Source organism: Corynebacterium sp. HMSC08F01, assembly GCF_001807545.1.
GTDB lineage: Bacteria > Actinomycetota > Actinomycetes > Mycobacteriales > Mycobacteriaceae > Corynebacterium > Corynebacterium coyleae.
This window is the reverse complement of the sequence record NZ_KV789314.1, coordinates 87,356-110,123: the sequence shown is the minus strand read 5'-3', so window position 1 is coordinate 110,123 and position 22,768 is coordinate 87,356. Positions and strand designations below refer to the sequence as shown.

The window sequence follows — 22,768 nt, the reverse complement described above, 5'->3', positions numbered from 1 at the left end:
ACTCGGAGGAGGTTGTGATGTCTATCAGTGCATCTGAAGCGCGGCGCACGCTATATCCGCTCATCGAGCGTGTGAACAATGATCGCGATCCCGTTGAAATCGTGTCGCGTCACGGTAATGCAGTATTGATGGCTGCAGATGACTACGCGGCATGGGTTGAGACTGCCTACCTGTTTAAATCGCCAGAGAATGCGCGACGCCTGACTCAGGCCTACGAGGAAGCACTTAACGGGGCAGTGGCCGAACACGACATCGACCTGGACGCGTAATGCGGCTTGTGTGGACCACCAACGCGTGGGAGGACTACCTGTACTGGCAGGGCAACGACAAGAAAACGCTGAGGCGAGTCAACCAGCTTCTGCGCGACACCTTAAGGGATCCGTTTGAAGGCATAGGGAAACCCGAACCGCTGAAGTACGGAGCTGAAGGGGCGTGGTCGAGGAGGATCACGCAAGAACACCGCTTGGTCTATACGGTCGCTGGGACAGATTTGGTGATTCTCCAAGCCCGGTACCACTACTAACCCAGCAGCTTCGGCAGGGCGTTGGCGGCGGTGTCCTCGATGACCACGTCGGCGATATGCGACAGGTCCGTGCGCATCGGGGTGACCTCAATGATGGGGATTTCGCGCGCGTGCGCCATTAGCGGCAGGCCAGCGGCGGGGTAGACCACGCCAGAAGTGCCGACGATGATCAACGCGTCAGCGGTGCGCATGCGACGCTCCGCCTCCTTCCACTCAGCTTGGGGCAACATCTCGCCGAACCACACCACGCCGGGACGCACCGGCCCGCCACATAACGGGCACTGGGGCGGAGTGATCGTCGGGACAGGCTCCTCGGGCAGTGGGATTGGGTCGGTGTAGGGCTCGTCGCAAAGCGAACAGCGAAACGCGAAGAGCGAGCCGTGCAGGTGGACGACATTGTCGCTGCCAGCACGCTCGTGAAGGTTGTCGATGTTTTGCGTGGTTACCGTCGTCTTCGGCGATTGCGCGATGGCGAGATGTCCTGCATTTGGCTCGGCGCGCTGGGCGAGTTGGGCGCGCCAGAGGTACCAGGCGAGCATTGTGTCCGGGTCGGTGTGCCAGGCGCCGATAGACGCCATGGCCTGTGGGTCCACGTTCTCCCACAACCCGGTTTGTGCGTCGCGATAGGTCACAAGGCCACTGTCGGCGCTCATGCCGGCGCCGGTGAAGACCTCGATACGGCTGGCGTCGGCGAGTAGTGCGCGGGCGTTGTCGATTGTGGTCATGGTTTAAACGCTACCGGGAGAAGCAAAGGAGCGTGTTCTTTGTCACAAACCGTGTGCGCGCTTTAGACTCTTCGAGATCGACAGACATCTAACAGAGAGGTGGCCGCCGATGGCGATTGAATTCAACATGATCCAAACCATCGGCTTCGCCGTGCTCCTGCTCGTCGTTGGACGCTGGCTGCGCAACAACGTGGCGTTCTTTGAGCGCTTCGCCATCCCAGCGCCGGTGATCGGCGGGTTCCTTTTCGCCCTGTTCAACCTGGTGTTCAAACTCACCGGTTGGGTGGACATCACCTTCGACACCACCTTGCAGGGCTTCTTCATGACGATGTTCTTCACCACCGTCGGCTTCGGCGCCAGTGTCGCGCTTCTTGGCAAAGCCGGCAAGATGGTCACCCGCTTCCTTCTCGTCGCCTCTGTGCTGGTGGTGCTACAGAACCTTCTTGCGGTGCTGCTCGCGCCGATTGTGGACATCCCGTCCGCGCTCGCGCTGATGACCGGATCCGTTTCCATGACCGGCGGCCACGGTGTTTCCGGTGGTATGGCCCCGCTCGTGGAGGCGCAGGGTGTGGAGCGCGCAGAAACCGTCGCCTACACCGCAGCAACGTTCGGCCTGCTGATGGGCTCGCTCATAGGAGGGCCTGTCGGCGACCGTCTGATCAAACGCAACCGCCTCCAATCCAGCGGCACCCGCAATGTCGACGTGGACGATAGTTTGCTCACTGCGTATCGACGAGACCTGCGCAGCGACCAGGTCATGCAAGCCTTCATCGTCATCCTCATCGCGATGTTTATCGGCACCTACATCACCGACGGCATCAACTGGATCATCAGCCAGTTCACCGACAAAGCCGCCTTCCCGAACTACCTGGGTGCCATGCTCGTCGGCATTCTGTTCCGCTACATCTCAGACACGCGCAACCAGCGCCAGTACCACGAGTTTGTGCCCACACAAGAGGTGGAGATCATCGGCAGTGTTGCGCTCGCACTTTTCCTCGCGCAAGCACTGATGACGATCAAACTGTGGGAACTGGCAGACCTTGCCATCCCGCTTGTCATTCTGCTCATCGCCCAGACCGTGCTGATGCTCCTCTTCGCCCGCTTTGTCACATTCCGAGCGATGGGCAGCGACTACGACGCCGCCGTCCTGTCCGCCGGCCACTGCGGTTTTGGCATGGGCGCAACCCCCAACGGTGTGGCCAACATGGAGTCGGTGGTGCAGAAGTACTCGCCGTCGCGCCTAGCGTTTTTCGTTTTACCAATCGTCGGCGGGATGTTCATCGACTTCGTCAACATCCTCGTGGTGACGGTGTTCCTCAACGTGCTGTAGCCGTTAGATAAACACAAACAGGAGACAGACCACCAGGACTGCGACGACGCTTGTCATCACACGCCACAGGTAACGCTTGCCCGGCGCGTGTGCCGTGTTGACCGAGATCTTGCCCGGGGCCTGCGGCAGCACCGCGGCGACCATTGGGTCGTTCGGCTCCTTGTAGGTGCCCATGCCACCCTGCATCCGCAGCAGGTGGTTGCGTTGTTGCTCCGCTTCGTCGGGTTCGATGCCGTCCTTGGCCGTGGTCATGCGGATTGCTACGACGACGATGTAGACGGTGAATGCGATCCACAGTGCGATCTCCAGCCAGAATGGCAGCGAGATGTCCGGCAGCATCATCGAGACGTTGGTCAGCGCGAACAAGACCGCCATAGCGAGGAGGGTCTTCGACATGAAATCGGCTGTGGCATCGCACAGCTTCTCGACGCGCGCCGCCGCCGTCTCCGAATACGGCAACGCCTTGTCCTCCGGTACGTTCACGGTCTGGCGTGCGAGGGTTTTCGGCGGTACGCACGCGAGCATCGATATGGAGATGGCGATGCCGATTGTGATCAAGAACGTCGCGTGAAGCAGGGTTTTCGGTTCGAATCCGTCCGCGTCGCCGTTGACGTTGAAATGGACCGGCACCGGGTCGGGGATCGCGTCCCAACGCAGCAGGATGTACGCGAACGCGGCTGCGTAGGCCAGGGCAGCGAGGGCATAGCGACGGTAATGGGCAGGCATGTAGGCGATCTTAGACACAGCCCAAAAGACGATATCGTCTTTTGTGCCGGCGATGGAGCCGCGACCTGGGGTTTTAGATCCGCGCAAATGCTAAAAGACGATATCGTCTTTTAGGCTGTGGATAACCGGCGCGAAAGTATCCGGAGTTACCCGAAGTTATCCACAAAAACGGGCGGGGTCTTCCGCCGACACGGGATCTCTGCAATCGTTGTGGCATGGATATGGGGAGGCAACGGGAGATCCTGAGCAAGGTGATCGACCGTAGAGATACACAAGCAGGTAGGACAGTCGCGTTGTCGGCAAGGCATGCGATGCTACAGGCCGACTTTCACGCGTTGGCGTTTTACGAAAAGCGCTGGGTGCAGGCGGTTGCAGCAGGTCAGGCAGCGAGGAAGGCGGCGCTGGCTGGCAGGTCTGCGGCGCGTGTACTGGGGATGTGGCTGGTGACCACGGACTCAAACGAACCGGTAGAACTGTTGCTCCCGAACGGCAGGACACCATCGAGAAGACAGTGGCCGGACAATACCGTCTATCACCGTGCGCGCAACTGCGAGACTGTGATCAAGCACTTTGACACATTGCGCGTTACCGACGAGCTGACCACCGCATTCGAGATCGCCCTGCGCTACGGGTTCAGGGAGGGGCTGGTGGCGATGGACTGGGTGCTCAAACACCACACCGATCGTGCGACCGTGGAGGCGGAAGCCGACAAGCTTGGCCGTGTCAAGGGGATAGGTGTATTGCGGAAAGTGCTGCGATACGCGGTGGGTAACTCGCGGTCGCCGTTCGAGTCGTACGCACGCGCCGTGTTGATTGAGCGGGTGGCCGACGGCTGGATCGTCAACGGCATGTTCGCGGGCTACGAGGTGGACCTACGCCTCGGGGCACTGATCTTGGAGATCGACGGGGATTACAAATACGACGGGGTCACGTTTAAGAAAACCGACGAGACGCTGCGACAAGAGCGCAAGCGGGAGAAACATCTGCTCAAACGTGGTGTGTTCCTGCTCAGGGCGTCGCCGCATGATCTGTTGTTTAAGGAAGACGAGTTTGTCGACGACGCCCGCGCCCTGCTCGCCCTCGCCCAGGCGCGAGAAGCAGACAACGGGGCAGCACACACCCAGGCGGCGTGACACCTACACACGCATGGTCAACAGCGTGCCGTCGACAGACACGTCGAAGCCCGCAGCCACGGACAGGTCCACGACCTCCGAAGCAGACGCAGCGTCGTGTGGCGCCAGAACCCGGGCCAGCTCGCCCTTGTACTTCTTGTTGAAGTGGCTGACCACCTTGCCGGTGTCGGCCTGTTCCACGCGGATGGTCAGCGCGCCGGGGACAGGGCCGAGGTTCTGGTAGGCGCCGGAGCGCATGTCGATGACAAAGCCGCAGTCTGCAAGTGCATCCGTCACGGCGGATCCCCACCAGGCGCGCAACGTCTTGCCGCCCAGTTTCATCCCGGCGGACAGGCGGTAGCGGGGGATGAGGTCGCCCGCACGGACTACGCCGAACAGCGCGGAGCCAACGGCAAGGCGCGATAGCGCATCGGCGGACAACGTGGAGGCATCGAGCGAGTCGTACAGCACACCCGTGTAGCGCTCGATGGCATGCGTCACCGGATTGTCACGCAACGTGAGGTTCTCCTCCGCCTCTGCCTGCTTGGAGGCGGGGGTGTCGACGAGGGTGTGGGTGAGTTCGTCGAGAAGCGAATTGCGAATGGGATCCAACGACGGAAACGACAACGCCATCGCAGCGTCGGTGCCGCCGGGCGCTTTGGTTTCGGAAGGAGGGAGGACGATCAGCATGACGAACAAGCTACCGGGTAAACTGCCCCGCATGATTACTCGCCTGTCCACGCTGTTCCTGCGCACTCTGCGCGAAGACCCGGCCGACGCTGAAGTGCCGAGCCACAAACTGCTTGTCCGTGCTGGTTACGTCCGCCGTGCCGCGCCGGGCGTGTACTCCTGGCTGCCGCTTGGTCTGCGTGCGCTGCGCAAGATCGAGGGTGTGGTGCGCGAGGAGATGGACGCAATGGGTGGCCAGGAACTGCTGTTTCCGGCACTGCTGCCGCGCGAGCCCTACGAGGCGACGAACCGCTGGACCGAATACGGCGATGACCTGTTCCGCCTGAAGGACCGTAAGGGTGCGGACATGCTGCTCGGCCCGACGCATGAGGAGATGTTCACTACGGCGGTGAAGGATCTGTACTCGTCGTATAAGGATTTCCCGGTCACGCTGTACCAGATTCAGACGAAGTACCGCGATGAGGCACGTCCGCGCGCGGGCATCCTTCGCGGGCGTGAGTTTGTGATGAAGGATTCCTACTCCTTCGACATGTCGGACGAGGGCCTGGATGAGTCGTATGCAAACCACCGTGCGACCTACCAGCGCATCTTCGACCGCGTGGGATTGAAGTACGAGATCTGCCAGGCCACTTCCGGCGCCATGGGTGGCTCCGCATCCGAGGAGTTCCTCGCGTACTCCGACAACGGCGAGGACACTTTCGTGGTGTCCACCGCAGGCGATTACGCCGCCAACGTCGAGGCCGTGACCACGGTCGCTCCGGAAGCCCGTGCGGTCGAAGGGCTGCCTGAGGCTGTCGAGCACGACACCCCGAAGTCCGAGACCATCGCGGCACTCGTGGAGTGGGCGCAGAGCGCAGGAGTGCTTATCGACGACCGCCCTGCCGAAGCCTCCGACACCCTCAAGTGCATGATGATCAAGGTCAACGATCCGCGCGCCGTGGATGAGGACGGCAAGCCGGTCGGCCCACAGTTGGTCGGCGTGCTCATCCCGGGTGACCGCGAACTGGACGAGAAGCGCCTGGAATCATCGCTCGAGCCGGCGACCTTCGAGTTGGCAAGCGACGAAGACTTTGCCAAGAATGATTTCCTGGTCAAGGGCTACGTTGGTCCGCGTGCGCTCCAGGCCAACGGTGTGCGTGTGCTCGCAGACCCGCGTGTGGTCGAAGGCTCCGCGTGGATCACCGGTGCGGACGCTCCGCAGAAGCACGTCGTCGGACTGGTCGCTGGTCGCGACTTCACCGTCGACGGCTACATCGAGGCCGCCGAGATCAAGGAAGGCGACCCGTCGCCGTCCGGCAACGGCACCGTGAAACTCGCCCGCGGCATCGAGCTTGGCCACATCTTCCAGCTGGGCCGCAAGTACACCGAAGCCATGGACGTGCAGATCCTGGACGAAAACGGCAAGCGTGCCGTGCCGACCATGGGTTCCTACGGCATCGGTATCTCTCGCATGCTCGCTGTGGTGGCGGAGCAGCGCCACGACGACAAGGGCCTGGTCTGGCCGGTGGAGATCGCCCCGTACCAGGTGCATGTGGCTGTGGCGAACAAGGACGCTGCTGCGCTCGAGGCAGGCGACCGCATCGCGGCTGAACTCTCCGACGCCGGGCTCGAGGTGCTTTTCGACGACCGCCCGAAGGTCTCCCCAGGCGTCAAGTTCAAGGATGCGGAACTGCTCGGCATGCCGTTCATCGTGATCCTGGGCCGCGCATTCGCAGACGGCATCGTCGAGCTGCGTATCCGCGGTGGCGAGACTCTCGAAGTCCCTGCCGACGAGATCGTGGCGAAGGTCCAGGAACTGGTCGCAGAGCGCCGCGGCTAGGCGCTCAGGCTAGACGCGACGGCTAGGCCCGCTGGGCGTGGGCGGCGAGTTGGATTGCCGCCTTGCGCCACTGCTTGGTCTCTGCGTGAGCGGCGGCGTAGCGCCACTGTTTGACAAGGTCACCGTGCATCGTTTCGACGAGCGCGGTGGCCTCTTGCGTTGTCTGGGGGTCGTTGTAGCCGTCCGCGAAGGTGTATCCGGCGGCGGGAACTAACGATTGGCCGTCTGTGTCGCCGAGCAGTTCCGTAAGCGCCTCGGTGCGTTCGTGGGATGCCTCGCGCAGTTCGCTAATGCGGGTGCGCAAAGCCTCGTCGGCATGGGCGAGCGCGAGGCCGAGGCCGTAATACATCGCGTTTTCGCGGGCGAGGAGGTCGGCGGCGGATTGGGTCGCGGCGTCGTCGTCAAGCGGGCCCTCGATCTCAATCTTGACAGGAGTGAGCGCAAGTGCATCGATGGCTTGGGCTACTACGAGGTCAACCGAATCGTCAGGCACCTTGTCGGCGGCGGTGACGGTGTGCTCCAAAAGGGCTGCGCCGTCCGCTGCTGCCGGAAGGTCGGTGTCGCCATACCCGACGTTGCAGGACTGCGGGGTCTGTCCAGTTTCGTCCGTGCCGCACAGGCGCAGTGCTTCGTCTTGAAGCTGCTCGCTCTGGAACTTGCGCAGTTCCGCCCACTCGGGGTGCTCCCCGAACACCCAATCAGCGGAGGCTTGCTTGGCCAGCGACATGATCTCGCCGTTGGCGCGAGGGCCGACAACATCCATCACTGTGCAACTGGTCAGGAGCAGTACAGCTGGCAAAACAAGCAGTTTCTTCACCCGCTGCACGTTACACGCTAGGTTTGACGCATGGCATTTCCCACAAATAACGAACTTGAACAATTGGTCGCCCCTGTCGTGAAGGCGTACGCGATGGACATTGAGAACATTCGCACCGTCAAGGCGGGGAAGAAATCGCAGGTCGTTATTGCGCTCGACTCGGATACGCACCCGACGCTGGATGAGTTGGAGGAAGTGTCCAATGAGCTATCAACGCTTTTCGACGACCTCGAGCAGCGCGGGGAAGTCAACTTCGGCGCCGGATACACGCTTGAACTGACCACCCCTGGTGTGGATATGCCGCTGACGCAGCCGCGACACTTCCGTCGCAACCAGGGCCGTCTGATTAAGGCGGGTGAGCAGAAGTGGCGCATCGCCGTACTGGATGAGGCGCAGGAGCATGTTGCGCTGGTGCGTTCGTCGAAAAAGGGCGATGAGGTGCGAATTGCACCGGTTTCAGAAATTGCTGGTGCAGTGGTAGAAATTGAGTTCAACGCGCCGCCAGCAGCAGAAGTTGAGCTGGCGGATCAGACGTTTGCAGAGCTCGAAGCCGCAGCGGCGGCACAGGAAGGAAACAAGTGAATATCGACTTGAACGCGCTGAAAACCATCGAAGAGCAGCAGGGCATTTCGATGGAGGATCTGCTGACCACCATCGCAAACGCGTTGCTGTTTTCATACCGCGAGTTCAAGGAGGAAAGCGGTACGGAGCGTTCCAAGGCGCGTGTGGACATTGACACCGAAACGGGCGACGTTGCCGTTATCGTCAGCGAGCTCGACGCCGAAGGCGAAGTCATCTCTGAATACGACGACACGCCGGTGAACTTCTCCCGAATTGGTTCCGTCGCCGTGCGTGACGCGATCAAGGGCCGTCTGCGCCAAGCGGAGGCTGGCCGCGTTTACGGCGAGTACGCCGAACTCGAGGGCCAGATTGTCTCTGGGCTGGTCCAGCGCGATGCCCACGCAGAGGCGCGCGGCATCAGCATCGTCCAGCTCGGTACGGAGGCAGACCCGCAGGACGGCATCCTGCTGCCGGCAGAGAAGATCCCGGGCGAAGTGTTGCGCCACGGCGATCGCATCAAGGCTTACGTGGTGGGTGTGAACAAGGGCGACAAGCGCGTGCAGGTCAACCTGTCGCGCACGCACCCCGAGTTGGTTCGAGGCCTGTTCGCACTCGAGGTGCCGGAGGTAGCCGACGGTTCGGTAGAGATTGTCAGCATCGCGCGCGAGGCAGGCCACCGCTCCAAGGTTGCGGTGCGTGCAACCGTCAAGGGTGTCAACGCCAAGGGCGCGTGCATCGGGCCTCGAGGAGCGCGCGTGACCAACATCATGCAGCAGCTCGGCGGCGAGAAGATCGACATCATCGATTGGGATGCGGACCCGGCGAAGTACGTCGGTAACTCCCTGGCCCCCTCGAAAGTGGTGGATGTCACGGTGCTCGATGCGGATATGCAAGCGGCTCGCGTGACGGTGCCGGACTATCAGCTCTCCTTGGCCATCGGCAAGGAAGGCCAAAACGCCCGCCTGGCCGCCCGCCTGACCGGCTGGAAGATCGACATCCGCTCCGACGCTGATATCGCCGACGACGAATAAGGTCTTTGCCAACGTTTATGAAACCCGCAGGAAGTACAGATTCTGCGGGTTTTCGCGTACAGTGTTTAACGGCTTTGCGTCCGCACGTTGGGTGCGGCGGCCCACCACGCACACGAGTGCGCCGGTGTGAGACATAACGGCACAGTGTTAGACGGCAGATAGGTTGCGGGAAGGATGCGAATGAGCGGAATGCGTAAGCACCCCATCCGCACACGTACCTGTATTGCCACCCGAAAAACTCACCCCGACGTCGAACTGTTGCGCGTGGTCGCCGATCCGGACGTGCCGGGGAAGATCCTCGCCGACCCGGACCGGAAACTGCCTGGTCGGGGAGCATGGATTACCCCGTCGTTGGACGCAGTCGAGCTGGCGGAACAACGCCGCGCCTTTGGGCGAGCGCTCCGTCTGTCTGCGAAAGTAGACCTAGGTCATGTACGTACGTACCTCGCCTCGTCGCAAAGCAGAAGCGCCGAGGCGGTCGACCCAGAGAATGAAGGAAAGACCGAACACTGATGAGTACGCAACCATGAAGCAGCATCAGCGATGAAAGTCACTGACCACGTCTAGGGGCCGGTAGCCGAAGGGCACTGGGCTCCTAGCATGAACAACAAGGAGACATGTGTCCGGAAAGCTACGCGTACACGAGTTGGCTAAGCAGCTCGGCGTAACAAGTAAGGAATTACTCGCAACCCTGAAAGAACAGGGTGAGTTTGTGAAGACGGCGTCGTCGACCATTGAGCCGCCTGTCATCAAGAAGATGAAGGCGCACTACGCCAAGCTCAATGGCGGTGGCGCAGACGACAACGAAAAGAAGGAAGCACCGACTCCGGCGAAACCGCCGCTGAAGAAGCCTGGCCAGAACCGTGCCAAGCCTGCAGCGCCGAAGCCCGCCGGTTCCGCACCAAAGCCGGGCGAGGCTGCGAAGCCGAAGCCGGCTCCGGCTGCTCCGAAGGCACCGGCTGCGAAGGCTGCGGGTGAGCCGGCCCAGAAGCCAGGCGCCCCGAAGCCGGGCGCACCGAAGCCTGCAGCGCCGAAGCCTGCGGGTTCCGCCCCGAAGCCAGGCGCACCTAAACCCGCAGCTCCAAAGCCCGCAGCTCCAAAGCCTGCAGCGCCGAAGCCGGCTGCTGCGAAGAAGGACGGCCCGACTCCGGGCGGTATGCCTCGCCCGATGCCGAAGCCTGGTGGACGCCCGCGCGTTGCTAACAACCCGTTCTCGTCCAATACCGGCGGTGGGCAGCGCCCGCCGCGTCCGGGTGGACGTCCGGGGCAGGGTCGCGGTGGCCAGGGCCAGGGCGGCCCACGCCCGGGTGGTGCCCGTCAGGGTGGCGGCAACCGTCCGTCCCCGGCGGATATGCCGGCAGGTCCGTCGCCGACACAAATGCCTGCGAAGGCTGCACCGGCCGGTGGCCGCGGCGGTGGCCGTGGTCGTGGCCGTGGTGGCCAGAACGGGCCACAGCGTGGCGGTTTCGGCGGACCGGGTGGCGGTTTCCGCGGTCGCGGCGGACGTCGCGGCGGTACCGCAGGTGCATTCGGCCGTCCGGGTGGTGCACCCGGCAAGCGCCGCAAGTCCAAGGGCCAGAAGAGGGCTGAGTACGAGGAGATGCACAAGCCGAACGTCATCGGTGGCGTTCGTCTCCCCGACGGCGGTGGCAAGACCGTCCGCCTGCGCCAAGGCGCGACCCTGTCTGACCTCGCTGAGAAGATCAACACCGATGCATCGTCGCTGGTGCAGGCGCTGTTCAACCTCGGTGAGATGGTGACGGCAACGCAGTCCGTGTCTGAGGACACCCTGCAGCTGCTCGGCGCTGAGATCAACTACGAGGTCCAGATTGTCTCGCCGGAGGACGAGGACCGTGAACTGCTCGAATCCTTCGACCTGCAGTTCGGTGAGGACGAAGGCGGCGAAGAGGAGCTCGAGCAGCGTCCTCCAGTGGTCTCCGTCATGGGTCACGTCGACCACGGTAAGACCCGCCTGTTGGACTCCATCCGCAAGGCAAACGTGGGTCGTGGCGAGGCCGGCGGTATTACCCAGGGCATTGGTGCATACCAGACCGAGGTCACCCTCGACGGCCACCCGCGTAAGATCACGTTCCTGGATACCCCGGGCCACGAGGCGTTTACCGCCATGCGTGCCCGTGGTGCGAAGTCGACCGACTTGGCCATCCTCGTGGTGGCAGCGGACGACGGCGTCATGCCGCAGACCGTTGAGGCGATTAACCACGCCAAGGCTGCGGAACTGCCGATCGTGGTTGCAGTGAACAAGGTGGATAAGCCGGAGGCTTCCCCGGAGAAGATCCGTGGCCAGCTCACCGAGTACGGCCTCGTGCCGGAAGAGTACGGCGGCGACACCATGTTCATTGACATCTCCGCGAAGCAGGGCACCGGTATCGACAACCTGCTGGAGGCTGTGCTCCTGACCGCAGATGCGGCGCTTGAGCTCACGGCGAACCCAGACATGGACGCACAAGGTATTGCCATCGAGTCCCACCTGGACCGTGGCCGTGGCCCGGTGTCCACCGTCATCGTGCAGCGCGGCACCCTACGCGTCGGTGACTCGATTGTCGTCGGCGGCAACTTCGGTCGCGTGCGTCGCATGGTCGACGAGTGGGGCGAGGACGTGGAAGAGGCAGGCCCGTCCCGTCCGGTTCAGGTCCAGGGCCTCAACGGTGTTCCTGGCCCGGGCGACAACTTGCTCGTGGTTGAGGATGACCGTGTGGCTCGCCAGATTGCTGCGCAGCGTGACGCTCGTCAGCGTGCGGCGATGCAGGCACGTCGTAAGAAGCGTGTCTCTTTGGAGAACCTGGATCAGGCTCTCAAGGAGCGCAGCCAGCTCAACCTAATCCTCAAGGGCGACAACGCCGGTTCGGTGGAAGCCCTCGAGGAGGCGCTGCTCAAGATCGAGGTCGACGACGAGGTGCAGGTCAACATCATCGACCGTGGCGTCGGTGCTGTGACCCAGACCAACGTCACCCTCGCGGCGGCATCCGACGCCATCATCATTGGCTTCAACGTCCGCGCGGACGGCAAGGCCACGGAAGAGGCGAATGCCGAAGGCGTGGAGATCCGCTACTACTCGGTCATCTACCAGGCGATCGAGGATGTGGAGCAGGCGCTCAAGGGCATGCTCAAGCCGATCTACGAAGAGCGCGACCTGGGCGAAGCCGAGATACGTCAGATCTTCAAGGCTTCCGCAGTCGGCCTCATCGCAGGTTGCATGGTTACCGAGGGCAAGGTCAAGCGCGGTGCGAAGCTGCGCCTGGTCCGCGACGGCAACGTCATTACTCCGGATGCGTCGATCGATTCGCTGCGCCGCGAGAAGGACGACGTCAACGAGGTAGCCAAGGGCTACGAGTGCGGCATGGTGCTGTCCTACCCGGATATCCAGGTGGGCGACATCATTCAGACCTACGAGATGGTCGAGGTCCCGCGCGACTAGTCGTCGCAAAGCAATTGCTTATCGACGAAACCCCCGCCCCGCACGCACGTGCTCGGCGGGGGTTACACTATGCAGAAGTTTTGAGGAGGAGTGACATGGCTGATAACACCCGCGCCCAGCGGTTGGCGAAGCAGATTCAGACGATTGTTGCTTCCGCGATTGAGCGGGAGATTAAGGACCGCCGGCTGGAGTTGGTCACTGTGACCGACACCCGAGTCACCGGGGACCTTCATGACGCCACCATTTACTACACAGTGCGTGGCCAAGAGATCGACGACGAACCTGACTACGAGCAGGCCGCTGAGGCGCTCAACCGTGCTCGCGGGCAGATCCGCAAGATCGTGGGAGATCAGCTTTCGGTTCGGTTCACGCCGACCATCTCGTTTGAGCGCGATACCGTGCCGGAAGCTTCCGCGCACATGGAGGAGCTGCTCAACCGTGCCCGCGCGCGTGACGAGGAGCTAGCAAAGCTGCGCGCAAATGCGAAGCCGGCTGGCGATGCTGACCCGTACAAGCGCTCCGGTGAAGGGGAGTAGTGCCCTGAACAGCCAGCTGTTTGCGGAGCATGCTCCGCTATTTGCCGAGGTTGCCGCTCGTATCCGCGCCGCGGACCGCGTCAACGTGGTCGCACACATCAACCCCGATGCGGATGCGATCGGGTCGGCGTGTGCGCTCGCAAAGGGGCTCACGGCGCTTGGTATCGACAACGACGTTTACATTGGCCAGCCGTTGCCGCACCCGGCGAATATGCGCACTATCCCGGGAGTCGATGAGATCATCTACGGCGAAACTTTGCCGGAGGATGGCCTTGTTGTCACCGTGGATTGTGCCTCCGCAGATCGCACAGGAGCATTCCTGATTGATGTTACGGATAACCCGTCGCGCGTTGTTGTCATCGATCACCACAACACCAACCCCGGTTTCGGCGACATGAATTTGATCGTCGAGTCCGAATCGACCACAACGATGATCCGCGAGTTGCTTGATCATCTTGGGGTGGAGCTTGACGAGGACATCGCGTACTGCCTGTACGCGGGCTTGGTCACCGACACCGGCAGCTTCCGGTGGGGCACACCGAGGATGCACCGTTTGGCCGCGGAGCTGATGGGCTACGGCCTGAATACTCGCCAGATTGCGCTGGACCTGATGGACACGATGAGTGCGACTGACCTCCAGCTCATGGGCGCGGTGTTGGCGGAAACCCAGATCATTCCGGTCAAGGGGCTCTCCGTTGCAGTGCTCACCATCCCCACGGGGTTGTTAGCGCGAATGAGTCAGCCAACGGTCGAGGCGATCATCGACTACGCCCGTGCCCTTGAAGGCACCGACGTCGGCGTGGTGTTGAAGCAGTACAGCAGCAAGCACTGGGCGATGTCGCTGCGTTCTACGGTGCTGAACGTTTCAACCGTCGCGCGCTCTCTTGGCGGTGGCGGACACAAGGCAGCAGCGGGGTACTCGGCCACCGGTTCGCGCTCTGAGGTCGTCCGCGACCTGCTCGACGCATTGCCGGAACCCGCCGACCGATGAGGGGCGCGGACGCTGCCCGCACACCAACCGCGCGGGATATCTTGATGCTCGCGCTGCCCGCGCTCGGCGTGCTGGCAGCCAACCCGCTGTACCTGTTGCTGGATACCGCTGTCGTTGGCAGGCTCGGCACCGCGCAGCTGGCTGCACTCGCTGCAGGCGCTGCCATTCAGTCGACCGTGACAACCCAATTGACGTTTTTGTCCTATGGCACGACGGCGCGCAGCTCGCGGTTTTATGGTGCCGGAAAACGCGATCAGGCAGTCGAGGAAGGTGTACAAGCTACCTGGGTAGCGCTCGGGGTGGGCGCGATCTTGGCGCTGATTGTGTGGGTGTTCGCCCAGCCGTTGGCGATGGCGCTTGCAGGTGACGTTGACACGAGTGTGCGCGCTGCGTCCTGGATGCGTGTATCCGCATTCGCCATTCCAATGACGCTGATCATTATGGCCGGAAACGGCTGGATGCGCGGCGTGCAAAATACGCGATTGCCCTTTTACTTAACGTTGTGTGGCCTCATTCCCGGCGCGATCTCGTTGCCGTTGTTGGTGAACAAGTACGGGCTTGTGGGCTCCGCGATATCCAACGTGATTGGCATGGGGATCACATCAACGTTGTTCGTGGTGTTCCTGATCAGGGAGCACCGGACGTCGGGCCGGGGCTGGGCGCCGCAGTGGTCGGTGATTTCCAAGCAGCTCGTGTTAGGCCGCGACCTGATTTTGCGGTCGTTATCGTTTCAAGTCTCGTTGCTGACCGCTGCTGCAGTTGCTGGTCGCTTCGGCGTGGTTGCGCTTGCTGCTCACCAGTTGATGCTGCAGCTGTGGAACTTCCTCACACTCGTGCTTGATTCGCTGGCTATTGCGGCGCAGACCCTGACCGGCTCGGCTTTGGGGCGGGCAGGGGCGCAGGACGCACGCGCCGTTGGTGAGCACGCATTGAAGTACTCGATGGTCTTCGCGGTCGTGCTGGCCGTGGTGTTCGCGTTGTTCCGTGAGCCGATTCTGGGTTTGTTTACGCAGGATCAGGCGGTCGTCGATACGCTGCAGCTGCCGTGGCTGTTGTTTATCGCCATGATCATCGCCGGGGGAGCAGTGTTTGCGCTCGACGGTGTGCTGCTTGGTGCGGCGGATGCGGCGTACCTGCGCAACCTGACACTGTTTTCGCTGCTCGGGGTTGCGCTGCCGATCATCATCGCTTCCGGTTTCTTCGGCTGGGGCCTGACCGGTATTTGGGTCGGACAACTCGGCCAAATCCTTGTGCGCCTCGTAGGTGTAGTGCACAGGTTCCGTTCCATGCGATGGGCAGTGACAAGCGGTGATGGTAGGAATGACGCATGACCACGACACTCTGGGCAGTCAGCGACCTGCACGCCGCAGTGAAGCTCAACGGCCCAAAAATCGACGACATCCAGCCTACTGACCCGTCTGACTGGCTCATCGTCGCTGGCGACGTGGCCGAACGGTTCGAACTCATCGTTGAAGTGATGACAGAACTGGCCAGTCGGTTCGACACCGTCATCTGGGTGCCCGGCAACCACGAGCTATTTTGCCGTTCTGCGGACAGGTACCGCGGCCGAGAAAAGTACGCCATGCTGGTTCAAGCGATGCGCGCTATCGGTGTGATTACCCCGGAAGATCGCTATCCGGTGTTCGGCGGAGTGACCATCGCGCCGCTATTTACGCTGTACGACTATTCGTTCCGCAGCAGGGAAATGACTGTCGACGAAGCCCTGCAGGCCGCCCACGACAACAACGTGGTGATGACAGACGAGTTTGCCATCGCACCATTTGTGGATATCCGTGGCTGGTGCTGGGACCGTTTGGCCTACACCACCAAACGCTTATCCCGCATTAGCGGGCCGACGATTCTGGTCAACCACTGGCCGCTGGTGCAGGAGCCGGTGCAGCGCATGATGTGGTCCGAAATCGCCCTGTGGTGCGGGACCCGGCACACCAGGACATGGCCCAAGCGCTACAACGCGCAGGCAGTGGTGTACGGTCACCTGCACATGCCGGGGGTGACCAAGGTCGATGGCGTCGACCACATTGAGGTCTCCCTGGGCTATCCGCGCGAGTGGCGCCACCACCCGTCCACGCGGCAATTCCCGTACCCGGTCATGGAGGTTGAATAGTGATGCAAGATATTTCGCTGTTTCCTCCAGAAGCACGCTGCGTCTTTTTACTTACCGACGACGCCGGCGACCTCACCCGCTACGACGACCTGCACCCGGCGGAGCGCCAAGAGGTCAAAACCGCAGTCGATTTGCGCAAGGGAGAGTTCGGCGATGCCCGCTGGTGCGCACACCAGGCACTGCGCGAACTGGGCGTGGAATCTGCAGGCGCAATCCTGCGCGGGGAACGCGGTATGCCGTTGTGGCCAGAGGGGTTTACCGGCTCGCTGACCCATACCGATGGCCTGCGCGCCGCTGTCGCAGCACCAACCCGGTACGTACTGTCGATGGGGCTCGATGCGGAGCCGGCAGAATCGCTGCCAGACGGGGTGCTGGAGTCGATCGCCAGTGATACTGAGATCGCGATGGTCAACGGTATGCGTGAGCAGGGGCAGCAATGGGCCGACCGGCTGCTGTTTTGCGCCAAGGAAGCGACCTACAAGTGCTGGTTTCCGATGACACGGCGTTGGCTAGATTTCGACGAAGCCGAAATTGAGTTGCGCGCCGACGGCACGTTTGTCTCGCAGCTCCTCGCCCGTCCCGCGCCGGTGCCGGTGTTTGAGGGCCGCTGGGTGGTCCGTGGTGGCTACGTGGTGGCTTCCACGTACGTGCGCTAAGAGCTAAAGCGTGGATGGCCGCGCCACAAACACCGTGGCTAGGCGCTTGCCCTGCTCTTTCACTAGGGCGACTGCTTTGCCGTCTGGTCCGACGGCGGCGTGCACGCCCTTCAAACCGCGCGGCTCGAGCCACTTGCCCATGGATAGCGCCGCGTATTCATCAGTATTGACATCAAGCACCGGCCACGAGCGGGTCAGTGTCTCATCCATGGTCAGCGACAACACAGCATTGTCTTCCAACCCTTCGAGGGTGTGCGCGTCGTCGATGGAGAATGGGCCGACGGAGGTTCGTCGCAAAGCAATCAAATGCCCGCCAACCCCCAGTGCTGCGCCGAGGTCGCGGCCCAGCGAGCGGATATAGGTGCCGGAGGAACAATGCACGCGGGCGTCGATGTCGACGACGCCATCGTGGTGGCGGATCTCGCTGACATCGAAAGCGTGGACGGTCACGGGGCGGGGAGGAATGGTGACCTCCTCACCGGCGCGCACCAGTTCGTGGGCGCGGCGCCCATCGATCTTGATCGCGGACACCTTCGACGGAACCTGCATGATATCGCCGGTCAGCAGTGCGATCTGCTCGTGGATCGCGTCGTCGGTTACCTCAGACGCGTCGTGCGTTTCGGTGATCTCGCCCTCCGCATCATCTGTGGTCGTGGACGCACCGAGGCGGATCGTCGTTTCGTAGACCTTGTCCTCTGCGACCAGGTGCGCCAGCAGCTTCGTGCCGCGCTCAATGCCTGCGACAAGCACGCCCGTGGCCATCGGGTCGAGCGTGCCAGCGTGGCCAACCTTGCGAGTACCGAAGAACCGACGCAGACGCGCCACCACGTCATGACTCGTCAAGCCCTGAGGCTTATCGACGACAACAATGCCGGACTTTTCGAGGGGATCGTTCATGCTTTTGAAGTATGCCGTACTGTGTCCCCCGTGGATATTTTGCGTGGCCTCGACGCAGTGCCGGAAACGTTTGGCGAGCCTGGTGGCACCGTCGTCACTATCGGCGTCTTTGACGGTGTGCACAGAGGCCACCAACTGCTGATCTCGAAGGCCGTGGATACCGCACGTGAACTCGGTGTGCCGAGCGTGGTCATGACCTTTGACCCGCACCCCGTGACGGTATTCGCCCCAGGTCACACACCTGCGGCGCTGATGTCGCTTGAGGAGCGCGCCCGCCACATCGCTGAGTTGGGCGTGGACTACTTGCTTGTCATTGATTTCCGGCACGAGCTCGGCGGGGTTTCGCCCGAGGGGTACGTGGAGGACGTACTCGTGGGCCAACTGCGCGCCCGCCACGTGCTGGTGGGGGAGAATTTCACCTTTGGAAAGGATGCCGCAGGCACCGCTACATCCATGGCGCAGCTAGGGGAGCGCGCAGGCATCGACGTGACGATTGTGCGATTGCTTTCCGACGGCGGCGTCAAGGTCTGCTCCACCGCCATCCGCGACGAACTCTCCGGCGGAAACGTACAAACGGCGACCGACTACATGGGACGGCCGTTCTCTGTGATCGCACCGATTGAACGTGGTGCCGGCCGTGGCGGCAAGGAACTGGGGTACCCGACGGCCAACCAGTACGCATCCGATGCGGCCGCGATCCCGGCTGACGGTGTCTACGCGGGCTGGCTCACCATCATCGACGACGCCCCCATCGACGGCGACATGGAACCCGGCGTGCGCTACCCAGCGGCGATCTCCGTGGGGACGAACCCCACGTTTGGCGACAACCGGCGCAGCGTTGAGTCGTTTGTGCTCGACCGCGACGCTGACCTGTACGGGCGGATGGCCCGAGTGGAGTTCGTGGGCAAGGTTCGCGACATGGTCAAGTTTGACTCCGTTGAGGAATTACTTGAGCACATGGCGCGCGATGTGGACACCACCCGCGATATTCTCGGTGCATGACCACGAAGCTGATCCTGGACCTAGACACCGGCATCGACGATGCCCTGGCACTGGCGTACGCACTCGCGTCGCCCGAAGTAGAACTCATCGGCGTGACCTGCACCTACGGCAACGTGGTTGTCGAGGATTCAGTGCGCAACACCCTTGCCATCTTGGAGCTGTTTGGCCGCACAGACATTCCGGTGTTCGCAGGCCCAGACCACGCACGCGCGAAGGACTCCTTCGAGGTCCAGGAGATCTCCGCGTTCATCCACGGCAAAAATGGCATTGGCGAGGTGGAGATCCCTGATCCGACGCGTCAGGTGGAATCGACGTCTGCGGTGGACTTCCTCGTCGAATCGGTTACGGCGTACGGCGATGACCTCATCATCGTGCCCACAGGCCCGTCCACCACAATCGCAGCAGCAGTTGAAGCGTCCAACGTGTTCCGCGAAAACGCCAATATTGTGATGATGGGCGGCGCGCTCACCGTCCCAGGCAACGTCACCGCCTGGTCCGAAGCGAACATCAACCAGGACCCCGAAGCAACCGACCTGTTATTCCGCCAGCTGCGCAACGTCACCATGATCGGTCTTGACGTCACGCTGCAAACGCTTTTGACCACTAAAGAGACCGCGAAGTGGGCCGAACTGGGCACCACCGGCGGGAAGTTCCTTGCCGACATCACGAACTACTACATCGACGCCTACAAGACCACCTCGCCACACCTTGGTGGCTGCGGACTGCACGACCCGTTGGCGGTTGCCGTGGCTATCCAGCCGGGTTTGGTGGACACGCTTGGCATCAACATGAAGGTGGACACCGAGGGCGAGACGCGTGGGCGCACGATTGGCGACGAAACCCGCCTGAACGACCCGGACAAGTCCGCCGCAGTGGCCGTCACGGTAGACACCGCAGGTTTTCTCGAGGAGTTCATGCGACGTCTGACGAGTTTGGCGCAGTCCACGCCGGTCGTGTAACCTCTTTGAGGTCTTGCGCCAGACGACTGTGGTTCGCGGCAGTTATGGTGCAGCACAGACTTTTTCCGTAGAACGCGAACTGAAACAACCAAGGAGCACCTCATGGCACTGTCCACTGAGAAGAAGGCCGAAATCCTCAAGGAGTACGGCATCCACGAGACCGACACCGGTTCCACCGAGGCACAGGTTGCGCTGCTCACCGCGCGTATCAACAACCTGACCGAGCACCTGAAGGACCACCAGCACGATCACCACTCTCGTCGTGGCCTGCTGCTGCTCGTTGGTCGTCGTCGTGGTCTGCTGAAGTACCTGCGCGAGAACAATGTTGATCGCTACCGTGATCTCATTGCCCGTCTGGGTCTTCGTCGCTAAGCAATAGCGCCAAAAATAACGCCTCACCTGCACGGTGGGGCGTTTTTTGCTATTATTGCTGCCCGTTGCAAGAACACCTATGACATGGCGGCACCGATGATCGCCAACACGCCTTCGAAGGAGAGGGATCTTTTGCGCAACTTTAAGCCAAACAACTCGTTTGATGTCCACGTCGATGAAGATTTCGGCGTCACCGAAGCGGTTGCCACGCTGGATAACGGCGACTTCGGCACCCGCACCATTCGTTTCGAGACCGGCCAGCTCGCGCGCCAGGCCGACGGTTCCGTCACCACGTACCTCGACGAAGAGACCATGATGCTGGCCACCACCACCGCATCCAACCAGCCGCGCGAAGGATTCGACTTCTTCCCGCTGACCGTCGACGTTGAAGAGCGCATGTACGCCGCGGGCAAGATCCCGGGCTCGTTCTTCCGCCGCGAGGGCCGCCCGTCCACCCAGGCGATCCTGGCATGCCGTCTGATCGACCGCCCGCTGCGCCCGACCTTTGTTAAGGGCCTGCGCAACGAGGTTCAGGTTGTCATCACGGTGCTGTCGCAGCACCCGGAGGAGTACTACGACGTTGTCGCGATCAACGGCGCGTCCGCCGCGACGCAGCTTTCCGGCCTGCCGGTGTCCGGCCCGGTTGGTGGCGTGCGCATGGCACTGCTTGCCGACGATAAGCACCCCGAGGGCCAGTGGGTGGCATTCCCGAACTACGAGCAGCACGAGCGTTGCCTGTTCGAAATGGTCGTTGCTGGCCGCATGGTTGAGCGCAAGCGTGGCCGCAAGACCGAGGAAGATGTCGCCATCATGATGGTGGAGGCTGGCGCCGGCGTGAACGTGGTCGAGCAGATCAAGAAGGGCTACCCAGCCCCGACTGAGAAGACCGTTGCAGAAGGCCTCGAGGCAGCCAAGCCTTACATCGAGACCCTGTGCCGTGCGCAGCGTGCGCTTACCAGCGAGGTTTCCACCGAGCAGAAGGAATTCCCGCTCTTCCCGGCGTACTCCGAGAAGGTGTTCAAGGCCGTTGAGAAGAAGGCCGCGAAGAAGCTGGCCAAGCTGATGACCATCGCGTCCAAGGCTGAGCGCGAGAACGCCACCAACGAGTACATGGAAGACATCGAGGAAGATCTGTTCGACTCCTTCGATATCGACGATGACGAGCGCGAGGAGCGCGACGCAGCATCGAAGGAAATCCGCGCCGCGTACAACGCATTGCAGAAGCAGATCGTGCGCGAGAAGATCCTCACCGAGGGCTTCCGTATCGACGGCCGCGGCGTGACCGATATCCGCGACCTCGGCGTCGAGGTGGAGCTCATCCCGCGTGCCCACGGCTCTGCGTTGTTCGAGCGTGGCGAGACCCAGATTCTCGGCGTGACCACCCTGGACATGCTGAAGATGGAGCAGCACCTCGACTCGCTGCACCCGGAAGAGTCCAAGCGCTACATCCACCACTACAACTTCCCGCCGTACTCCACTGGTGAGACCGGACGCGTCGGCTCTCCGAAGCGCCGCGAAATCGGCCACGGTGCGCTCGCCGAGCGTGCCCTTGAGCCGGTGATCCCGTCGCGTGAGGCGTTCCCGTACACGATCCGTCAGGTTTCCGAGGCGCTCGGTTCTAACGGCTCGACCTCGATGGGCTCCGTGTGTGCTTCCACGCTGTCGCTGTACAACGCTGGTGTGCCGCTGGCAGCACCGGTTGCGGGTATCGCGATGGGTCTGGTCTCCGGCGAGGTCAACGGCGAAACCGAATACGTTGCGTTGACCGACATCCTCGGTGCCGAAGACGCGTTCGGCGACATGGACTTTAAGGTCGCCGGTACCCGCGAGTTCATCACCGCCCTGCAGCTAGACACCAAGCTCGACGGCATTCCGTCCAGCGTTCTTGCAGATGCGCTGAACCAGGCCCGCGACGCCCGCGAGGCTATCCTGGACACCATGGCTGAGGTCATCGACGGCCCGGACGAGATGAACCCGCTCGCACCGAAGATCACCACCGTGAAGATCCCGGTATCCAAGATCGGCGAGCTGATCGGCCCGAAGGGCAAGACCATCAACCAGATCACCGAGGACACCGGCGCAGACATCTCCATCGAGGACGATGGCACCGTGTTCGTCTCCGCCACCTCTGGTGAGGCTGCCGACGCCGCGATTGAGAAGGTCAATGCGATCGCGAACCCGCAGATGCCGAAGGTGGGCGAGCGCTACCTGGGCACCGTGGTCAAGACCGTGGCGTTCGGCGCGTTCGTGTCCATCACCCCGGGCACCGATGGCCTGATCCACATCTCCAACCTGGGTGGTAACACCCGTGTGGAGAAGGTCGAGGACGTCATCAACGTCGGCGACAAGGTCGAGGTTGAGATCCGCGACATCGACAACCGTGGCAAGATCTCGCTTGTCCCGGTGGAGGATAACGCGTAGTTTTTCGCAAACATCATGGGCGCTTCCCAGTTGGGGAAG

General features: G+C 62.1%; 23 protein-coding genes. 18 read left to right on the top strand and 5 right to left on the bottom strand.

The features are described 5' to 3' along the window. The first annotated feature begins 17 nt into the window (after positions 1-17). Together HMPREF3171_RS07045 and HMPREF3171_RS07040 are read left to right on the top strand one after the other, a co-directional pair. Positions 18-269 (top strand): type II toxin-antitoxin system Phd/YefM family antitoxin, encoded by a 252-nt coding sequence (locus tag HMPREF3171_RS07045; protein ID WP_070422281.1) that lies wholly within the window; start codon positions 18-20, stop codon positions 267-269. After that, positions 269-523, top strand: a complete 255-nt coding sequence (locus HMPREF3171_RS07040) for a Txe/YoeB family addiction module toxin (protein WP_070422282.1) — start codon at positions 269-271, stop codon at positions 521-523. Before HMPREF3171_RS07045 ends, HMPREF3171_RS07040 begins: the two co-directional genes overlap by 1 nt. On the opposite strand, the gene HMPREF3171_RS07035 is transcribed toward HMPREF3171_RS07040, so the two are convergent. Next, positions 520-1,248 carry an NAD-dependent deacylase gene (locus tag HMPREF3171_RS07035; protein ID WP_070483878.1) on the bottom strand — a complete coding sequence of 243 codons (729 nt, stop codon included), beginning with the start codon at positions 1,246-1,248 and terminating at the stop codon, positions 520-522. The two genes, HMPREF3171_RS07040 and HMPREF3171_RS07035, sit on opposite strands and share 4 nt — an antisense overlap. A gap of 109 nt (positions 1,249-1,357) precedes the next feature. On the opposite strand from HMPREF3171_RS07035, the gene gltS reads away from it, so the two are divergent. Next, positions 1,358-2,578 carry a sodium/glutamate symporter gene (gltS, locus tag HMPREF3171_RS07030; protein WP_070422284.1) on the top strand — a complete coding sequence of 407 codons (1,221 nt, stop codon included), beginning with the start codon at positions 1,358-1,360 and terminating at the stop codon, positions 2,576-2,578. A 3-nt stretch (positions 2,579-2,581) separates the two neighbouring features. Here the strand turns inward: gltS and HMPREF3171_RS07025 are convergent, their stop codons facing one another. Beyond that, positions 2,582-3,304 (bottom strand): DUF1648 domain-containing protein, encoded by a 723-nt coding sequence (locus HMPREF3171_RS07025; RefSeq protein ID WP_070484119.1) that lies wholly within the window; start codon positions 3,302-3,304, stop codon positions 2,582-2,584. Positions 3,305-3,615: 311 nt separating this feature from the next. Here HMPREF3171_RS07025 and HMPREF3171_RS07020 point away from each other — a divergent pair, with 311 nt between their 5' ends. Continuing rightward, entirely contained in the window at positions 3,616-4,437 is an 822-nt protein-coding gene (locus tag HMPREF3171_RS07020) for a hypothetical protein (protein WP_070483877.1), read from the top strand. Between the two features lie 3 nt (positions 4,438-4,440). Here HMPREF3171_RS07020 and HMPREF3171_RS07015 read toward each other — a convergent pair whose 3' ends face one another. Next, a complete protein-coding gene (locus tag HMPREF3171_RS07015) occupies positions 4,441-5,106 on the bottom strand; it encodes a YaaA family protein (RefSeq protein ID WP_070483874.1) in 666 nt (221 codons plus the stop codon). 31 nt (positions 5,107-5,137) lie between these two features. On the opposite strand from HMPREF3171_RS07015, the gene HMPREF3171_RS07010 reads away from it, so the two are divergent. Further along, positions 5,138-6,925: a proline--tRNA ligase gene (locus HMPREF3171_RS07010; RefSeq protein ID WP_070484116.1), complete on the top strand. Its 1,788-nt coding sequence runs from the start codon at positions 5,138-5,140 to the stop codon at positions 6,923-6,925. A 22-nt stretch (positions 6,926-6,947) separates the two neighbouring features. Here HMPREF3171_RS07010 and HMPREF3171_RS07005 read toward each other — a convergent pair whose 3' ends face one another. Further along, positions 6,948-7,742: a DUF4439 domain-containing protein gene (locus HMPREF3171_RS07005; protein WP_246815343.1), complete on the bottom strand. Its 795-nt coding sequence runs from the start codon at positions 7,740-7,742 to the stop codon at positions 6,948-6,950. Positions 7,743-7,772: 30 nt separating this feature from the next. Here HMPREF3171_RS07005 and rimP point away from each other — a divergent pair, with 30 nt between their 5' ends. The 9 genes from rimP (at position 7,773) to HMPREF3171_RS06960 (ending at position 17,078) form a co-directional block, all read left to right on the top strand. Beyond that, complete coding sequence (gene rimP / locus HMPREF3171_RS07000; protein WP_070422288.1) at positions 7,773-8,324, top strand: ribosome maturation factor RimP; 552 nt, start codon at positions 7,773-7,775, stop codon at positions 8,322-8,324. Continuing rightward, positions 8,321-9,334, top strand: coding sequence for a transcription termination factor NusA (nusA, locus tag HMPREF3171_RS06995; RefSeq protein WP_070422289.1), 1,014 nt, complete (start codon positions 8,321-8,323; stop codon positions 9,332-9,334). The genes rimP and nusA overlap by 4 nt, the downstream gene beginning before the upstream one ends. Before the next feature lie 189 nt (positions 9,335-9,523). After that, positions 9,524-9,847: a YlxR family protein gene (locus HMPREF3171_RS06990; RefSeq protein ID WP_070451066.1), complete on the top strand. Its 324-nt coding sequence runs from the start codon at positions 9,524-9,526 to the stop codon at positions 9,845-9,847. 106 nt (positions 9,848-9,953) lie between these two features. Continuing rightward, positions 9,954-12,770: a translation initiation factor IF-2 gene (gene infB / locus HMPREF3171_RS06985; RefSeq protein ID WP_070483872.1), complete on the top strand. Its 2,817-nt coding sequence runs from the start codon at positions 9,954-9,956 to the stop codon at positions 12,768-12,770. A gap of 95 nt (positions 12,771-12,865) precedes the next feature. Beyond that, on the top strand, positions 12,866-13,306 hold the full coding sequence (gene rbfA, locus HMPREF3171_RS06980; protein ID WP_070422292.1) for a 30S ribosome-binding factor RbfA: 441 nt from the start codon (positions 12,866-12,868) through the stop codon (positions 13,304-13,306). Continuing rightward, on the top strand, positions 13,269-14,297 hold the full coding sequence (locus HMPREF3171_RS06975) for a DHH family phosphoesterase (protein ID WP_083292007.1): 1,029 nt from the start codon (positions 13,269-13,271) through the stop codon (positions 14,295-14,297). Before rbfA ends, HMPREF3171_RS06975 begins: the two co-directional genes overlap by 38 nt. Next, on the top strand, positions 14,294-15,628 hold the full coding sequence (locus tag HMPREF3171_RS06970; protein ID WP_070483870.1) for an MATE family efflux transporter: 1,335 nt from the start codon (positions 14,294-14,296) through the stop codon (positions 15,626-15,628). The genes HMPREF3171_RS06975 and HMPREF3171_RS06970 overlap by 4 nt, the downstream gene beginning before the upstream one ends. Then, positions 15,625-16,422 carry a metallophosphoesterase family protein gene (locus HMPREF3171_RS06965; RefSeq protein WP_070422294.1) on the top strand — a complete coding sequence of 266 codons (798 nt, stop codon included), beginning with the start codon at positions 15,625-15,627 and terminating at the stop codon, positions 16,420-16,422. The genes HMPREF3171_RS06970 and HMPREF3171_RS06965 overlap by 4 nt, the downstream gene beginning before the upstream one ends. 2 nt (positions 16,423-16,424) lie before the next feature. Next, positions 16,425-17,078, top strand: a complete 654-nt coding sequence (locus HMPREF3171_RS06960) for a 4'-phosphopantetheinyl transferase family protein (protein ID WP_070483868.1) — start codon at positions 16,425-16,427, stop codon at positions 17,076-17,078. 3 nt (positions 17,079-17,081) lie between these two features. Here the strand turns inward: HMPREF3171_RS06960 and truB are convergent, their stop codons facing one another. Then, positions 17,082-17,975: a tRNA pseudouridine(55) synthase TruB gene (gene truB / locus HMPREF3171_RS06955; RefSeq protein WP_070483866.1), complete on the bottom strand. Its 894-nt coding sequence runs from the start codon at positions 17,973-17,975 to the stop codon at positions 17,082-17,084. Between the two features lie 30 nt (positions 17,976-18,005). On the opposite strand from truB, the gene HMPREF3171_RS06950 reads away from it, so the two are divergent. From HMPREF3171_RS06950 to HMPREF3171_RS06935, 4 genes are all read left to right on the top strand, one after another. Next, the gene (locus HMPREF3171_RS06950) at positions 18,006-18,977 is read left to right on the top strand and encodes a bifunctional riboflavin kinase/FAD synthetase (RefSeq protein WP_070483864.1); all 972 of its coding nucleotides are present in this window, start codon (positions 18,006-18,008) and stop codon (positions 18,975-18,977) included. After that, positions 18,974-19,936 (top strand): nucleoside hydrolase, encoded by a 963-nt coding sequence (locus tag HMPREF3171_RS06945; RefSeq protein WP_070483862.1) that lies wholly within the window; start codon positions 18,974-18,976, stop codon positions 19,934-19,936. The genes HMPREF3171_RS06950 and HMPREF3171_RS06945 overlap by 4 nt, the downstream gene beginning before the upstream one ends. 102 nt (positions 19,937-20,038) lie before the next feature. Further along, positions 20,039-20,308, top strand: a complete 270-nt coding sequence (gene rpsO / locus HMPREF3171_RS06940) for a 30S ribosomal protein S15 (protein ID WP_070422298.1) — start codon at positions 20,039-20,041, stop codon at positions 20,306-20,308. A gap of 96 nt (positions 20,309-20,404) precedes the next feature. Then, a complete protein-coding gene (locus tag HMPREF3171_RS06935) occupies positions 20,405-22,729 on the top strand; it encodes a polyribonucleotide nucleotidyltransferase (RefSeq protein ID WP_070422398.1) in 2,325 nt (774 codons plus the stop codon). The last annotated feature ends 39 nt before the right edge of the window (positions 22,730-22,768 follow it).

What these genes read in the sequence shown, in the direction of transcription:
- HMPREF3171_RS07045 (WP_070422281.1), top strand. Translation starts at nt 18, where the DNA reads ATGTCTATCAGTGCATCTGAAGCGCGGCGCACGCTATATCCGCTCATC.
- HMPREF3171_RS07040 (WP_070422282.1), top strand. Translation starts at nt 269, where the DNA reads ATGCGGCTTGTGTGGACCACCAACGCGTGGGAGGACTACCTGTACTGG.
- HMPREF3171_RS07035 (WP_070483878.1), bottom strand. Translation starts at nt 1,248, where the DNA reads ATGACCACAATCGACAACGCCCGCGCACTACTCGCCGACGCCAGCCGT.
- gltS (WP_070422284.1), top strand. Translation starts at nt 1,358, where the DNA reads ATGGCGATTGAATTCAACATGATCCAAACCATCGGCTTCGCCGTGCTC.
- HMPREF3171_RS07025 (WP_070484119.1), bottom strand. Translation starts at nt 3,304, where the DNA reads ATGCCTGCCCATTACCGTCGCTATGCCCTCGCTGCCCTGGCCTACGCA.
- HMPREF3171_RS07020 (WP_070483877.1), top strand. Translation starts at nt 3,616, where the DNA reads ATGCTACAGGCCGACTTTCACGCGTTGGCGTTTTACGAAAAGCGCTGG.
- HMPREF3171_RS07015 (WP_070483874.1), bottom strand. Translation starts at nt 5,106, where the DNA reads ATGCTGATCGTCCTCCCTCCTTCCGAAACCAAAGCGCCCGGCGGCACC.
- HMPREF3171_RS07010 (WP_070484116.1), top strand. Translation starts at nt 5,138, where the DNA reads ATGATTACTCGCCTGTCCACGCTGTTCCTGCGCACTCTGCGCGAAGAC.
- rimP (WP_070422288.1), top strand. Translation starts at nt 7,773, where the DNA reads ATGGCATTTCCCACAAATAACGAACTTGAACAATTGGTCGCCCCTGTC.
- HMPREF3171_RS06990 (WP_070451066.1), top strand. Translation starts at nt 9,524, where the DNA reads ATGCGTAAGCACCCCATCCGCACACGTACCTGTATTGCCACCCGAAAA.
- rbfA (WP_070422292.1), top strand. Translation starts at nt 12,866, where the DNA reads ATGGCTGATAACACCCGCGCCCAGCGGTTGGCGAAGCAGATTCAGACG.
- HMPREF3171_RS06975 (WP_083292007.1), top strand. Translation starts at nt 13,269, where the DNA reads ATGCTGACCCGTACAAGCGCTCCGGTGAAGGGGAGTAGTGCCCTGAAC.
- HMPREF3171_RS06970 (WP_070483870.1), top strand. Translation starts at nt 14,294, where the DNA reads ATGAGGGGCGCGGACGCTGCCCGCACACCAACCGCGCGGGATATCTTG.
- HMPREF3171_RS06965 (WP_070422294.1), top strand. Translation starts at nt 15,625, where the DNA reads ATGACCACGACACTCTGGGCAGTCAGCGACCTGCACGCCGCAGTGAAG.
- HMPREF3171_RS06960 (WP_070483868.1), top strand. Translation starts at nt 16,425, where the DNA reads ATGCAAGATATTTCGCTGTTTCCTCCAGAAGCACGCTGCGTCTTTTTA.
- truB (WP_070483866.1), bottom strand. Translation starts at nt 17,975, where the DNA reads ATGAACGATCCCCTCGAAAAGTCCGGCATTGTTGTCGTCGATAAGCCT.
- HMPREF3171_RS06945 (WP_070483862.1), top strand. Translation starts at nt 18,974, where the DNA reads ATGACCACGAAGCTGATCCTGGACCTAGACACCGGCATCGACGATGCC.
- rpsO (WP_070422298.1), top strand. Translation starts at nt 20,039, where the DNA reads ATGGCACTGTCCACTGAGAAGAAGGCCGAAATCCTCAAGGAGTACGGC.
- HMPREF3171_RS06935 (WP_070422398.1), top strand. Translation starts at nt 20,405, where the DNA reads ATGATCGCCAACACGCCTTCGAAGGAGAGGGATCTTTTGCGCAACTTT.